14 protein-coding genes are annotated in these 14,443 nt (G+C 37.7%); all 14 read left to right on the forward strand.

The features are described 5' to 3' along the window. Nucleotides 1-12 precede the first annotated feature (12 nt). The 14 genes from wecC to rfbB all read left to right on the forward strand — a co-directional run bounded on the left by wecC (nucleotide 13) and on the right by rfbB (nucleotide 14,436). Complete coding sequence (gene wecC, locus K5621_RS07375; protein ID WP_144128891.1) at nucleotides 13-1,281, forward strand: UDP-N-acetyl-D-mannosamine dehydrogenase; 1,269 nt, start codon at nucleotides 13-15, stop codon at nucleotides 1,279-1,281. Between the two features lie 793 nt (nucleotides 1,282-2,074). Continuing rightward, nucleotides 2,075-2,230, forward strand: a complete 156-nt coding sequence (locus tag K5621_RS07380; protein ID WP_221050815.1) for a hypothetical protein — start codon at nucleotides 2,075-2,077, stop codon at nucleotides 2,228-2,230. Nucleotides 2,231-2,813: 583 nt separating this feature from the next. Next, nucleotides 2,814-3,227, forward strand: a complete 414-nt coding sequence (locus tag K5621_RS07385; RefSeq protein ID WP_221050816.1) for a hypothetical protein — start codon at nucleotides 2,814-2,816, stop codon at nucleotides 3,225-3,227. Between the two features lie 19 nt (nucleotides 3,228-3,246). Then, complete coding sequence (locus K5621_RS07390; RefSeq protein ID WP_221050817.1) at nucleotides 3,247-3,501, forward strand: hypothetical protein; 255 nt, start codon at nucleotides 3,247-3,249, stop codon at nucleotides 3,499-3,501. 383 nt (nucleotides 3,502-3,884) lie between these two features. Then, entirely contained in the window at nucleotides 3,885-4,499 is a 615-nt protein-coding gene (locus tag K5621_RS07395) for a hypothetical protein (RefSeq protein WP_221050818.1), read from the forward strand. A gap of 453 nt (nucleotides 4,500-4,952) precedes the next feature. Next, on the forward strand, nucleotides 4,953-5,534 hold the full coding sequence (locus tag K5621_RS07400) for a hypothetical protein (protein WP_221050819.1): 582 nt from the start codon (nucleotides 4,953-4,955) through the stop codon (nucleotides 5,532-5,534). 471 nt (nucleotides 5,535-6,005) lie between these two features. Then, nucleotides 6,006-6,674, forward strand: a complete 669-nt coding sequence (locus K5621_RS07405) for a glycosyltransferase (RefSeq protein WP_221050820.1) — start codon at nucleotides 6,006-6,008, stop codon at nucleotides 6,672-6,674. Then, entirely contained in the window at nucleotides 6,671-7,927 is a 1,257-nt protein-coding gene (locus tag K5621_RS07410) for a glycosyltransferase family 4 protein (RefSeq protein WP_208141489.1), read from the forward strand. The genes K5621_RS07405 and K5621_RS07410 overlap by 4 nt, the downstream gene beginning before the upstream one ends. Further along, nucleotides 7,911-8,507: a sugar transferase gene (locus K5621_RS07415; RefSeq protein WP_221050821.1), complete on the forward strand. Its 597-nt coding sequence runs from the start codon at nucleotides 7,911-7,913 to the stop codon at nucleotides 8,505-8,507. Before K5621_RS07410 ends, K5621_RS07415 begins: the two co-directional genes overlap by 17 nt. Next, nucleotides 8,504-9,139 (forward strand): acetyltransferase, encoded by a 636-nt coding sequence (locus K5621_RS07420; protein WP_144128885.1) that lies wholly within the window; start codon nucleotides 8,504-8,506, stop codon nucleotides 9,137-9,139. The genes K5621_RS07415 and K5621_RS07420 overlap by 4 nt, the downstream gene beginning before the upstream one ends. Next, entirely contained in the window at nucleotides 9,136-9,981 is an 846-nt protein-coding gene (locus K5621_RS07425; protein WP_221050822.1) for a 3-hydroxyacyl-CoA dehydrogenase family protein, read from the forward strand. The genes K5621_RS07420 and K5621_RS07425 overlap by 4 nt, the downstream gene beginning before the upstream one ends. 2 nt (nucleotides 9,982-9,983) lie before the next feature. Further along, nucleotides 9,984-11,159 carry a DegT/DnrJ/EryC1/StrS family aminotransferase gene (locus K5621_RS07430; RefSeq protein ID WP_221050823.1) on the forward strand — a complete coding sequence of 392 codons (1,176 nt, stop codon included), beginning with the start codon at nucleotides 9,984-9,986 and terminating at the stop codon, nucleotides 11,157-11,159. A 60-nt stretch (nucleotides 11,160-11,219) separates the two neighbouring features. Next, nucleotides 11,220-13,154, forward strand: a complete 1,935-nt coding sequence (locus K5621_RS07435) for a polysaccharide biosynthesis protein (protein WP_144128882.1) — start codon at nucleotides 11,220-11,222, stop codon at nucleotides 13,152-13,154. Nucleotides 13,155-13,416: 262 nt separating this feature from the next. After that, nucleotides 13,417-14,436, forward strand: coding sequence for a dTDP-glucose 4,6-dehydratase (gene rfbB / locus K5621_RS07440; RefSeq protein ID WP_221050824.1), 1,020 nt, complete (start codon nucleotides 13,417-13,419; stop codon nucleotides 14,434-14,436). Nucleotides 14,437-14,443: the final 7 nt, after the last annotated feature.

Here is a 14,443-nt window from a genome sequence, read left to right on the forward strand (position 1 = left end):
TTAGGAAAAAAAATGTCATTTGAAACAATATCTGTCATTGGACTTGGTTATATCGGTCTTCCTACAGCAGCAATGTTTGCTTCTCGAAAAAAGAAGGTAATTGGTGTCGATGTTAACCAACATGCTGTGGATACAATCAATCGTGGTAAAATTCATATTGTAGAGCCTGACTTGGATATGATTGTACATACAGCTGTTAAAGAAGGCTATTTAAAGGCTGTAACGACTGCTGAACCTGCCGATGCATTCCTTATTGCTGTTCCTACCCCATTTTTACCTTGTGAAGAGGGGCAGATCCCAAAGCCAGACTTGAGCTATATTCAGTCTGCTTGCAATGGAATCGCACCAGTTTTGAAAAAAGGCGATTTAGTGATTTTGGAGTCAACGTCCCCAGTTGGTGCAACGGAACAAGTCGCAGAGTGGTTAGCTAACGCTCGTCCTGATTTAACTTTCCCACAAAGCGCTGGCAACGAAGCTGATGTAAACGTGGCTCATTGCCCTGAGCGTGTTTTACCTGGTCACGTGGTTCGTGAACTGGTTGAAAATGATCGCGTTATTGGTGGAATGTCTTCCCGTTGTTCTGAGCGATCAGTTGAGCTTTATAAAGTATTCGTGCAAGGTGAGTGTGTCGTTACTAATGCTCGCACTGCCGAAATGGCTAAGCTCACAGAAAATAGCTGCAGGGATGTTCAGATTGCCTTTGCAAACGAGTTGTCAGTAATTTGTGATAAATTAGACATTAATGTTTGGGAGCTGATTTCGCTAGCTAATCGTCATCCACGCATTAATATTTTACAGCCTGGCCCTGGTGTTGGTGGTCACTGTATTGCAGTCGATCCATGGTTTATTGTGTCTAAGACTCCAAATGAAGCGCAACTGATCCACACTGCTCGTAAAGTCAATGATGCAAAACCAGCATGGGTTATTGATAAAGTCAAATTAGCTATTGCTGACTTTTTACAAGCTAATCCAACTAAAACAGCTAAAGATGTTACGATTGCTTGTTACGGTTTGGCTTTTAAACCTGATATTGATGATTTGCGTGAAAGTCCGGCAATGGCGATTACACAAAAAATTGCAGAAATACATGTTGGTAAAGTGCTGGCAGTAGAACCTAATATCGAATTAATTCCAAGCAAGCTGCAACACATAGAACTGACAGATTTTAGCGTGGCTTCAAAAATAGCTGATATCCAAGTTTTATTAGTTGACCACAAGTTGTTCAGAGAAAATCCTATTACGGATGGGATTGTGATTGACACCAAAGGGATTTGGGGTTAGTTGTCTTTTATGTAAAATGACTAGAAGCGTATTTATCTACGCTTCTAACTTCCGATTATTAAATATGTATAATAAAGTTATTTCGGTACTAACGTCTTCTATTATTTCTCAAGCGCTCGTCAGCCTTTGTACACTACTTTTAATAAAACACTTATCTGTATTGGAGTTCGCAGACTATAGCTTTTTTATAGGTCTTTCTGCTGTTGTCTCAGGGTTTATATCTAATATTGCAAATCGCTATGTGATTTTCAATGAAGATGAATTGTTTGTTACGTTAAAAGATGCTTTTTGGTCTTTTTGTAGTAGCTATTATTGCCTTTATTTTGTTTTTTTGATGCCAATGAGTTGTTTTTAATATCAGTATTTTTAATTATATTTCTAGTATCATTCGAACTAAAAAAACTATACTTCAAAGGAAAAGAAACTACTCTAGCTATAATAAGTTTAATATAACAAAGTCTTCCATATATTTCATATGCTTGCTTGGTTGCTTAGTTTTTTTATTTGATGAGGTAAGTGTATCGATAGTTTTTATTCTAATGATACTTTCAATCTTGTTGTCACACATGATTTTTCCAAAATCTAAACTTAGCCGAGAAAGGGAGGTGGGATTAATAAATGTTATAAAAAATGTTTATGTAAATAATAAATTTTTGTTTATTTATTTTATTATAATACCACTAATGTCCCAAATATCTATATGGTTTTTAAGGTTTGAAGTTGGATTAGAGGAACAGGGATACTTTTCTATAGCTTTTACATATATTCAGTAGTAATGATATTGGTAGCTTCTATGAAAAAAGTTTTTATTGCTGAGTTGGCACATGATGATAACATTGCTCATTCTATAAGCAAAGTAACAGCCAAAATATCTATTGTTGCTGCGATTATTTGTTGCGTTGTTTATTTATTGTTCCCTGTTTTTGGGGTAATTGTTCAAAAGACTTAAAAGCATCTCAAGACGTATTAGGCGTTCTATTACTATCAAGTATTGTCTCAATCTATTTTAGTCCTTATTCGGAAGTATTACAGAAAAGAGGATGTTATTTATTTCTTTGTAAAGCTGCATTTAGTTCTCTTATTGTTATGATTTTAATTATGTGGCTCATAGCAATAAATAATGTAGGGAGTGCATTAAGTCTGAGCATGGTATACTTGGTTGGATATTTGATATTGAACTATTCTATTTATAGAAAATCAAAATATGTATGAGCTAATTGTATTTTTTTTCATTTTTATTTTTTTGGGTTTCTGTAAGCCTAAAGTATAAAACATATACAAGCCCTATTATGTTTTTTGTTTTAGCGTATTGCTTACATACATTTCAGGGGCTTTAAGTTTAGTTTGGTTATCAGAAATTAAAACCTCAATCGAGTCGAAACACCTAGCTATGTTATGGGTTTCAATTACCTATATAGCTTTTTCTATTCCTTTTTTTTGGTTTTAATAGAGTCAAATTTAATTCTAATCCTACAGTTGAAATAAGCATCAACAATAGAGCTTCTATTCTTATTATATCTTTTATGTTTTTTATGATATTTAAATATATATATGAAACGGGCGCTTTTAAAGCTTTGCAGTATGCTCTCTCTGGGGATATCGTAAGTGCATATTTAATTCGAACATCCATTAGCAACGGTTATGGTGAGGGTCAGTTTTTAGCTACTTTTTCATTTAGATATTTAGGGCCTTTAATTTGTGCAATATATTATGCAAAATATTTGAAATTTAAAAAGCCAGAAGATAAAAATATATTGATATTGTCTGTATTAATGACACTAGTTCCATCACTGTTGCTTGTTCAAAAATATTATATAGTCCAACTTTTCCTTATTTTATTTCTTGTTAGAGTTTTTGTTTTAAAAATTAAGCTTAATCTTGCTAAGATTATAGCTTTAATTTTGTTGGGAGTTGTTGTTATATCTCTTTTGGTTATTTTTTTATAAGGGTTTTGTTTGGGAAAGATTGATAACAACACCTATTAATGTCTTTAGGCGAATTTTTATTGTTAATGTTGACGTCTTGTCCGCATATGCTCAATTTTATATAGATGGAAATGAGTTGTTTTTAGGAGCGGCTACTCCAAATTATGGTAATTTATTCCCATATGAAAGGTTTATGGAAACTAGAGTTATATTTGATGAATATATAGCTAAATCTGATAATTTAGAAGCTGGAATGAAAGGTAGTGCGCCAACAAACTTTTTGGTAATTTGTTGATTAATTTCGATTACATAGGCGCAATCATTATTACGCTATTTCTTGGAACGACTATTTCTATAATATTTAAATTTTTAGAAGCACAAATAGATAAGGGGTGTACATTTAGTTGTGGATTATCTGCATATTTAACTGTATTTATTGTTGAGATAGGAAATGGAAGTTTGTTCCAAACGTTTAACTATATAACATTGTTCAATTTTGGTATTGTTGGTTCTCTTCTTATTGTTGTTTTAATGTTACGGTTCAAAATTAAAAAATGATTAATTTGTTCAGTTCTATTTACAAAAGATTGGTGCTAGAAACTCACAGGTTAATACTATATATTCAGTGGAAATATTTCCCTTGTAATTTTGATATACAAATCTCTAAGTATGAACTAGATGTTGTTTTTTTTTAGAACGCTTCCTCCTATTCCTAGAATTATTGGTGTAAACGAAAAGGCTCGTTGTTATCGTAGAGGAGCATTGTTTATTCTATCTAATCAGAATATCGATTTGGATAGTCCTATAGACTGGCATTACGATGAACACTCAAAGTTTAGATGGGAGAAGGGAAGATGGTATAAAAGTTATAAGATTCCGCCTAAACTTGGTATTGATGTAAAGCGAGTTTGGGAAAAAAGCCGATTTAATTTTCTACCAACACTTGCACTAGATTTTGCCAACATCGAAAGCGAAGAAACATTTCATTCAATCTTAACTTATCTTAAGAGCTATAATGAAAGTAATCCCCCATTCTCAGGGGTTAATTGGTTTTACTCAATGGATGTTGGGATTCGGATGTTTAATTGTGTTTTGTCCGGAAGAATAATAAAAGGAATCGATCATGATTGTAAAGATATTGAGGCTGAAATCAAAACAAATATATCTACAGGATACTTTCATATAATTAATAATTTAGAAAATTATAGAGGAAGAACCAACAACCATTATCTATGCAATTTACTCGGTATTGCTTCTTTTTTGAGCGTTGTTAATGGCCGTGAAAAAATATAAGTCGAAGGCTGTAGAGTTAATAGAAAGTTTTAATTCTGAAGTGCAAAAACAAATTAATGAAGACGGCTCGTCTTTCGAAGGCTCTTTTTACTATCATAGGCTTTCTTTGGAGTGTTTTTTTTATATACATATATATTAATAACCGAAATTCAATCTCATTTTAATATTAATGAATCCGTGTTACCCCAAACAAAGCTTCTCATATCTAAGATGATTGATTTTTTATATAAATGTTCAATTTAGAGGAAGACTTCCTGCGATCGGAGATAATGATTCAGGGGTGATTTTTTTCTCTAGGACTATGTCATAAGAAACCAAATACTGAAGATAGAAGAGTTTTACCTGAACTAGATACGTTAATCTCATTGATATTAGGCTCAGACAGTTCAAATGGTTTAGTAGAGTGCAGCTATAAAAAATTATTTAAATCAATTTTCCCAGTTTTTTTTTTCTATGAATAGAATAGAATGCGCTGAAAACGCATTGCTTAATAAAGAATCTTATGAAGAAACTTATGGATGTCATGTTGGGCGGTTATATTTTTTGCATTGCACTATAGAAATAGGGTCGCAAGAAAATGTTAAGGTTAGGAATTATCCTTGCTTTGGAGTTGTTGTTATTGAATTCGCTGAACAAAAAGCGTACCTTAAATATTCAAATTTAAATGGTTGTCATTCTCACAATGATTTGTTTAATTTTTCTATCCTATCACAAGATTTTGATATTGATGATAATGGAACTTATGAATATTCATCTTTCCCTAAATTTAATGCTTTAAACAAAAGCTATATTAGTCATAATGGTCCTAAAGATAAGTGCGGAATACTAGTTGATTATATCGATGGGAATGAGCTATTTGCAAATATGTTTATTGGCAATAATTTTGTGAAGGCTTGTATTGAAATTAAGGGTGTTTTTATTCAACGAGAAATAAAATGGTCTGATAATACTTTAAAAGTTATAGACTCATCAAGCTTGCCATTGCTCGATATAGTTTTAGACAATAAGTGTTTTTTTTATCAATATGGTTTTTGATTGATTGTGGGGTGTAAGTTTGAATTTGTTAATGCTATTGAAATGTAATGGTCTGGCATATGATGATAGAGTTAGAAAAGAATCTGTAACTCTATCTAATATAGGTTATGATATAAGTATTCATGTCTTAGAAGATAAAAACAAGTATTCTTCTGGGGTTATTTTTAATGACTCAGTTAAGTTTAAAAAGTATTACTTAATTACTAGGGAGTTATTTCGTGGTAATCAGTTTTTAATATTGAAATTATTGGAGTTTTTTTTGTAGGTTCGTTTTTTCTACATTTAAACGCTATGATGTTGTTTGGTTGCACGACCCTCTGATGTTTGTATTTATTCCCTACTTTTACTTTTTAAAAAAAATTGGCCGTGTAGATAAAATAGTTTGGGATCAACACGAGCTTCCTCCTCAGTATTTTTTTACGTTTTGGCTTAATGAGAAGGCTCTATAAGTTTTCAATGGGTGTGGTCGACGTGAGAATACATGCAAATGAAGAAAGAGCTCTTTACTTAAATGGTATTCTAGAGCAAGATTACTCCTATAAAATAGTTCGTAACTTTGTTGATGAATCTTTTATATCAGAAAAGGCACTTCCTTTACCTAAAGATGTTCTGAGTTGGTTAAACGGTGAGGGATATTTTCTGTTACAAAGTGGAGCTTATGAGGTTAGGAATTTTTCATATCTGGTTGAAGCTATTTGTACTTCTATTAAAATGAAATGTATAGTTGTTGGTGGTTATGATAATGACTATATTTCGAATCTTAGAAGTAAATATAATAATTTTGATGACTTGATTTTTTTTGTGGGAATGGTACCTCAAGTTAGACTTGTTGATTATATTGATGAAGCCAAAGCAAGTGTTATTTTTTATAACAATAAAGAACCTAACTCTCTTCTTTGTGAGCCTAATAGATTATATCAAGCTATATCTAGAGGCACTCCGGTAATTGTTGGTAGCAATCCTCCGATGGCTCGGATAGTAAACGAATTAAATTGTGGAATCGTATTAGCTAACTGTGGCTCGTCTGTAGAGACAATTATCGAGGCTTTCAGCGAGTTTTCCAAATCTAGCATTCATGTTGCTTCATCTGCAAAGAATAAATTTATTTGGGACTCTCAATTAAAGGTTTTTGATTTGTGAAAAAAAATAATACAATCCTTTATTTTCACCAGCACTTTTCAACGCCAAAAGGAACTGCTGGAATCCGTTCATATGAGATGGCAAGGCGTCTTATTCATCATGGGCATAATGTCACAATGGTTTGCGGCACTTATAGTGGAGGTAATACCGGGCTAGAATCAGAGTTTGTCGCTGGCAAGCGCGAGGGTATTGTCGATGGCATTCGTATTATTGAGTTTGATTTGGCTTACTCTAACTCAGATGGTTTTCTTAAAAGAAGCATAACCTTTGTTAAGTTTGCATTTAAAAGTATCGGTTTAGCTTTTACGGAAAAATACGATGTATTGTTTTCAACAACAACGCCATTAACAGCAGGTATTCCGGGTATTTTTGCGCGTTGGTTACGAGGGAAGCCTTTTGTATTCGAAGTTAGAGACTTGTGGCCCGAGTTACCAAAAGAAATGGGAGTAATTAAAAACCCTATAATTTTGTGGTTGATGTCTTTATTAGAGTGGTCATCTTACAGGAGTGCACATCGCTGTATTGGTCTTTCTCCTGGCATTGTTGAGGGAATTAAAAAGCGCGGCGTGTCTGAAGACAAGATTACAATGGTACCCAATGGTTGTGATCTGTCTATCTTTACTCAGCCAAGCGAGCCCTGGAGACCCGACGGGGTGGCTGAAGAAGATTTAATGGCTATTTTTACCGGTACTCATGGTATGGCTAACGGCCTGGATGCTGTCCTGAGCGCGGCAATAGAGTTACAAAGCCGTGGTCGAGACGATATTAAGCTAGTTTTGGTAGGACAAGGTAAGTTAAAATCTCAATTGGAGGCGAAAGCACAAGAGTTACAACTCAAAAATGTCATCTTTCATCCTCCTGTCAACAAAAAAAAGTTAGCGGGGTTAATGGCCAGTGCTGATGTGGGGATGCAGATATTGGCAAATGTTCCTGCTTTTTATTACGGGACATCGCCAAATAAATTCTTTGATTACATATCCGCAAGTCTACCAGTTATTAACAATTACCCAGGCTGGCTTGCAAGTATGATTGAAGACTTGCATTGTGGCTTTGCTGTTGCTCCAGAGGACCCTGAGGCATTTGCTAATGCGCTAGAACAGGCTGCAGATAATAGAGAGGCTCTTATTAGGATGGGAGTAGCCGCTCGACGACTTGCTGAAAGTCAGTTTGACCGTCAGATGTTAGCTGATAAATGGGTCCAGTGGGTTGTAGAGACTGCTCAACCAGAGGTGAAACATGAAAAGATTGTTTGATTTATTTACTTCTTTATGTGGTCTAATTTTACTTTCACCAATTATCGCTCTCGTTGCATGGAAAATACGTAAGAACTTAGGAACACCTGTATTGTTTCGTCAAACACGTCCCGGTTTACATGGCAAAGCCTTTGAAATGGTTAAGTTTCGTACTATGAAGGATGCTTTTGACGAGCTAGGTAATCCGTTGCCGGATTCTGAGCGTATGACTCCATTTGGAAACAAATTAAGAAGCTCTAGCTTAGATGAGCTTCCGGAGTTGTGGAACGTATTAAAAGGTGACATGAGTTTAGTCGGTCCACGCCCATTATTGATGCAGTACTTACCACTTTATAGTAAAGAACAAGCAAGGCGTCATGAGATTCGACCGGGTGTAACTGGCTGGGCTCAAATTAATGGGCGTAATGCGATCAGTTGGGAAGAAAAGTTTAAGTTAGATGTTTGGTATGTCGATAATCAGTCTATTTTTCTTGATATGAAAATTTTGGCTTTAACTGTCAAAAAGGTATTTATTAGAGAAGGCATCAGCGCAGATGGTGAGGCTACAATGTCTCGCTTTGAGGGAAGTGACAAAAAATGAAAGATCTTATTGTTATTGGGGGAGGGGGATTCGCCAAAGAGGTCGTCTGGTTAGCGGAGGACTGCAACCGTAGAGTCCAAGGTGTTTTAGATGATAACGAAGGTGCACATGGGAGTGATGTTCAAGGAGCTAAGGTCTTAGGCTCTATTTCCTCATGGACTGAGTATCAAGATTGTGAATTTGTAATTGCAATAGGGTCACCACGAACTAGGGAGTTAGTCCTAAATAAGATGCTAGTTTCTGGTAAACCTAAATTTACAACCCTAGTTCACCCTAGTGTTAGACTCTCGAACACAGTCAGTATTGGAGTTGGCTCAATAATTTGTGCGGGAACGATCCTAACTACTGATATTAAGTTGGGGGAGCATAATATCTTAAATCTAAATGTTACCGTTGGGCATGAATGTATTTTAGAAGACTTTGTCACAATTGCTCCAATGGCCGCAGTATCCGGAAATGTTACTGTACGCAGCTTAGTGGAGGTGGGTACAGGTGCTGTCATTAGGCAAGGCCTTGAAATAGGAGCTGGGGCAATGCTTGGTATGGGAGGGGTTCTAACTAAAAACATACCTGGAAACACAATATTTGCCGGAAACCCAGCTAAAAAGTTAAAGGAGATCGCAAGCTTGTGATAGTCTCAATAATAGGTTCAGGCACTATGGCCGCCGGAATTGCTCAAGTCATTTGTGCTAGTGATGAAGTAAAAAAAATAATCATTGTGGCTAGGGATAAGCAAAAAGCTGAACAGGTAAAAGCCTCATGTTTAAAAGGCTTGTCAAGGCTAGTGAGGAAAGGCAAGTTAACAGAAGAAAGTGCAAGTCAAGGCGTTGAGAAAATAATTAGTACTACAGAGTTAGCTGATGTAAAGAATTCTGAGTTGATCATTGAAGCTATTTCCGAAGATTTCGCAGCTAAAATGTCTCTTTTCTCTGAAATATCTGAGTATATCAATAATGACACTATTGTAGCGTCAAATACTTCATCTCTGTCGATAACAGCATTCGGTAGTGTTTTACTGAACTCAAAGAATGTACTCGGGTTACACTTTTTTAATCCAGCTCCTGTTATGGAGTTGGTAGAAATTGTAATGGGCCATGAAACTAGTTTAGAGGTGGTTGAAAGGCTTATGTTATTTACCCAAAGTTTAGGTAAGTCACCTGTAGTTGTGCAGGAAGCTCCTGGTTTTGTGGTCAACCGTATGCTTATTCCAATGATTAATGAGGCTATTAGTATTTTAGCTGAAGGAGTCGCAACGGCTGAAGATATTGATAAAGCGATGAAGTTTGGAGCTCATCATCCGATGGGACCATTAGCCTTGGCTGATTTGATTGGGAATGATGTAAATTTATCTATTATGGAAACTCTGTACAGCGAGACAGGTGATCCTAAATATAGAGCCCACCCTTTATTAAGAAAAATGGTCAGAGCAAACCATCTTGGTCGAAAAACTAAAAAGGGATTTTTTGAGTATTAATTATGTTGAATACAGAATTTTCTCCATGGCCTAGCTTCTCTCAAGAAGAAGCTGATGCAGTTAGTCGTGTACTACTTTCAAATAAAGTGAACTACTGGACTGGTAGCGAGTGCCGTGAATTTGAAAAAGAATTCGCTGCTTGGGTTGGGTGTGAATATGCAGTTGCGCTTGGCAACGGGACTCTCGCGCTTGACGTGGCGCTTAAAGCATTGAATGTTGGGAAGGGGGATGAGGTCATTACGACGCCTAGAACCTTTCTTGCTTCGGCATCATCTATTGTTACTGCTGGTGCTAACCCTGTGTTTGCAGATGTGGATCTTAATAGTCAAGCCATTACGGCAGAGTCAATCGAAGCGGTATTAACGCCCAAGACTAAAGCTGTGATTGTAGTGCACTTGGCGGGCATGCCTGCTGAAATGGATGCCATTATGGCACTTTCAGAAAAACATGGCTTTTATGTCATTGAAGATTGTGCCCAGGCGCATGGTGCAAAATACAAAGGTCGCAGTGTGGGGACTATTGGTCACATCGGTGCTTGGAGCTTTTGCCAAGACAAGATTATGACTACGGGAGGCGAAGGTGGTATGGTCACCACAAACTCGAAAGAGCTTTGGGCCAAAATGTGGAGTTATAAAGACCATGGTAAAAGCTACGATGCTGTATATAACGTGCAACACCAGCCAGGGTTTAGATGGTTGCATGAAAGCTTTGGTACTAACTGGCGTATGACTGAGATACAAGCTGTTCTTGGTCGAATTCAACTTACTCGTATGCAACAGTGGACAACCAATAGACAGTCGCATGGTAAAATGTTGGATGATGTTGTTAAAGGTTTTGCTTGCACTCGCGTGGTAGAAGTACCCGATTACATTGAACATGCAGAATATAAACACTACTTTTTCGTTCGCCCTGAAAAGTTGGCCCTAGGATGGGATCGTGATCGCATTGTAAATGCGGTGGTTGAGAAAGGCGTACCATGTATGCAAGGTAGCTGCGCAGAGGTTTACCTGGAAAAGGCATTTGATAATACGCCATGGCGACCAGCTGTAAGGCTTAAAAACGCCAGACTTCTCGGCGAAACCAGTATTATGATGTTGGTTCATCCAACATTGACTAAGGATGAGATGAGTAAAGCCTGCAAAGTGTTGGATGAAGTATTATCCTTGGCTTCTAAGTGAAGTTTTTGCTTTATCGATGGGGCCATCGGGCCCTGTTTAACATTTAACCAAGGTGTTGGAATGGACTTTTTTCAGTTTTTATTCTCACTTAAGCGGCCTTATAAGCGTATTGTGAGTGTCGCTGTTGATTCAGTGTTTCTTATCTTGGCATTTTGGTTTGCACTCTTCGTTAGACTGGACTCTGTTGCCGTCGTATCTAAGGGACAGTACTGGTTGTTAATCGCATTGGTGTGCCCGGTAAGTATTCTGGCTTTTATTCGACTCGGTCTTTATCGTGCTGTGCTTAGATATTTGGGGAGCCAAGCGATGATGGCAATAGTGGCTGGCGTGATATTGAGCACGCTTGCTATGGTTACTCTCGCTTATTTCCTCAGTGTTGATTTGCCAAGAACCGTGCCTTTTATTTACGCTTCATTTGCCTTAGTCTTTGTTGGCGGTGCAAGAGCCTTAATGCGCTCCATGGTCGGTAGTGGTCTCAATCGTCGTGGTGAGCCGGTGATTATTTATGGGGCGGGTGTCAGTGGACGACAAACCGCGATCGCTTTGGCTCAAAGCCACGAATATCATCCTGTAGCTTTTGTTGACGATGATATCTCCTTACATGGTATTAATATGCAAGGGTTATATGTTCATTCACCATCAATTCTTAGAAAGTTAATTAAACAAAAGCAGGCATCCAAAGTTTTACTCGCGCTTCCAAGTGCTAGCAGAGCTAGGCGGCAAGAGATTATCCAATCACTCGAGCAACTAAGCGTTAAAGTCTTAACTTTACCTGCTATGGCCGATTTGGTTAGTGGGGATAAGTTATTTACCGATGTTAAAGAAGTTGAAATTGAAGATCTCTTGGGACGTGACCCAGTTGCTCCCAGAGCAGACTTAATGGCAGCCAATATATCGGGAAAAGTAGTGATGGTAACCGGAGCCGGAGGCTCAATTGGTTCTGAGCTTTGTAGGCAAATTTTGCGGCAGTCGCCATCAAAATTGGTTCTTTTTGAACTTTCAGAATTTGGACTTTATTCCATAGAAAGGGAGCTGTTGGCGACTAAAAAAGAACTCGGATTGACAGTTGATATCTATCCAGTTTTGGGTTCTGTTCAGCGTCAGAATAGGGTTCAAGCTGTAATGGAAGCCTTTAAAGTGCAAACAGTTTATCATGCTGCGGCCTACAAACATGTACCTTTAGTGGAGCATAATGTGGTTGAAGGTGTGCGTAATAATGTATTTGGAACCTTATATACGGCACAAGCGGCTATTGCTACGGGCGTAGAAACTTTTGTCCTTATTTCAACTGATAAGGCGGTTCGTCCTACCAATGTAATGGGCACGACTAAACGAATGGCTGAACTGGCTTTGCAAGCCTTATCCCATAAAGATAGTTCGACACGTTTTTGCATGGTGCGTTTTGGTAATGTATTGGGTTCTAGTGGTTCGGTTGTACCATTGTTCCGAAAGCAGATAGCAAATGGTGGTCCGGTTACCGTTACTCATGCGGAGATAACACGTTTTTTCATGACAATACCGGAAGCCTCTCAATTGGTTATCCAAGCTGGCGCTATGGGAAAAGGCGGTGATGTTTTCGTATTGGACATGGGGAAATCTGTCAAAATCGTTGATCTTGCCAGAAAGATGATTCGTTTAAGTGGCTTTGAAGTTAAAGACGAGCACAATCCCGGCGGTGATATTGAAATACTCTTTTCTGGTCTTCGGCCGGGGGAAAAACTCTACGAAGAACTTCTCATTGGCGATAATGTTGAAGGTACAGGGCACGAACGAATAATGACTGCTAATGAGGTATTTTTAACTTGGGATGAGCTCAAGCCAATTCTTGGTAGATTGGATAAGGCATGTCACGATTTTGATCACGAGGCGATTCGAGATTTATTGCTCAAAGCACCAACAGGCTTTAACCCTACGGATGGTATTTGTGACTTGGTGTGGTTAGGAAGGCAATCTACATCTTCCAAATCAAATGTTGTACCAATCAATGTTTCCTAGGCATTCTGAGACTATTGATACATTGTAGCTTATTGTCTTGTGAGTCTTTTCATTACAATGTGGTAGTTTAATTAAATTACGATCTCCCCAGCCAGCAAGTTAACTAGCTGGATTTTTTGTTGTAGTTAACTTATCCACCAAGTCTCGCTTTAAATGTGGTGTATATCGGTATAAACATAATCTTTTAGTGGCTAGCCAAAGCCCAGTTCATGGACAAGGAAGACGGGTTCTTTACTTTGTATTGTTATAAGTGACATAGATAATGAAAATTTTAATTACAGGTGGATGCGGCTTTATTGGTTCATCGTTGGTTCGTTATCTGCTGACTCATACACGTCATAGGGTATTAAACCTAGACAAGCTCACTTATGCTGCTAATTTGGATTCAGTCCAGGATGTAAGAAAAGGGGAGAGTTATCAATTTGCTCAGGGTGACATCTGTGATAGTGACTCTGTAGATAAGTTGTTTTCGCAATTTAAACCAGACGCCGTTGTGCATCTAGCTGCGGAAAGCCATGTCGACCGTTCAATCGACGGCTCTGCTGCTTTCATTCAAACCAATATAGTGGGTACTTACACTTTATTAGAAGCCGCTCGTAGCTATTGGCAGGGGCTTTGTGGTGTTCAAAAGGCTAACTTTCGTTTTCTTCATGTTTCCACAGATGAAGTCTATGGTGAGCTAGATTTGTTAGATTCACCATTTACTGAAAACAATCGATATGCGCCCAGCAGCCCATATTCTGCATCCAAAGCTTCCAGTGATCATTTGGTGCGTGCGTGGTATAAAACCTACGGTTTACCTGTAGTTATCAGCAATTGTTCAAATAACTATGGCCCTTATCAGCACTCAGAAAAGTTAATTCCACGGATGATATCCTGTGCGCTGGAAGGTAATCCTTTGCCAATATATGGAAGAGGGGAGCAAGTAAGAGATTGGCTTTATGTTGAAGATCATGTCCGAGCACTTGTTAGTATTTTGACTCAGGGACGTATAGGTGAAACCTATAACATAGGCGGACAGAGTGAGAGGCGAAATATTGATGTTGTGAGGGCTATCTGTACTCTTTTGGAAGAGTTTGCCCCTAACAAGCCCAAAGGTTTGACGCAGTATGAGCAGTTGATTAGTTATGTTGCGGATAGGCCTGGTCATGATATGCGCTACGCTATAGATGCCAACAAAATTCAAACTGAATTGGGTTGGCAACCTTATGAGTCTTTTGAATCAGGTTTGCGTAAAACAGTTGCTTGGTATGTCAATCGTCCTAAAAGCTGTGGACAGTAATATTGTG

The sequence above is a fragment of the Shewanella carassii genome, assembly GCF_019670705.1.
Lineage (GTDB): Bacteria > Pseudomonadota > Gammaproteobacteria > Enterobacterales > Shewanellaceae > Shewanella > Shewanella carassii.

Bases quoted from the DNA above. Each gene is read 5' to 3' on its own strand.
- wecC (WP_144128891.1), top strand. From the start codon at position 13: ATGTCATTTGAAACAATATCTGTCATTGGACTTGGTTATATCGGTCTT.
- K5621_RS07380 (WP_221050815.1), top strand. From the start codon at position 2,075: ATGAAAAAAGTTTTTATTGCTGAGTTGGCACATGATGATAACATTGCT.
- K5621_RS07385 (WP_221050816.1), top strand. From the start codon at position 2,814: ATGATATTTAAATATATATATGAAACGGGCGCTTTTAAAGCTTTGCAG.
- K5621_RS07395 (WP_221050818.1), top strand. From the start codon at position 3,885: ATGTTGTTTTTTTTTAGAACGCTTCCTCCTATTCCTAGAATTATTGGT.
- K5621_RS07400 (WP_221050819.1), top strand. From the start codon at position 4,953: ATGAATAGAATAGAATGCGCTGAAAACGCATTGCTTAATAAAGAATCT.
- K5621_RS07415 (WP_221050821.1), top strand. From the start codon at position 7,911: ATGAAAAGATTGTTTGATTTATTTACTTCTTTATGTGGTCTAATTTTA.
- K5621_RS07420 (WP_144128885.1), top strand. From the start codon at position 8,504: ATGAAAGATCTTATTGTTATTGGGGGAGGGGGATTCGCCAAAGAGGTC.
- K5621_RS07430 (WP_221050823.1), top strand. From the start codon at position 9,984: ATGTTGAATACAGAATTTTCTCCATGGCCTAGCTTCTCTCAAGAAGAA.
- K5621_RS07435 (WP_144128882.1), top strand. From the start codon at position 11,220: ATGGACTTTTTTCAGTTTTTATTCTCACTTAAGCGGCCTTATAAGCGT.
- rfbB (WP_221050824.1), top strand. From the start codon at position 13,417: ATGAAAATTTTAATTACAGGTGGATGCGGCTTTATTGGTTCATCGTTG.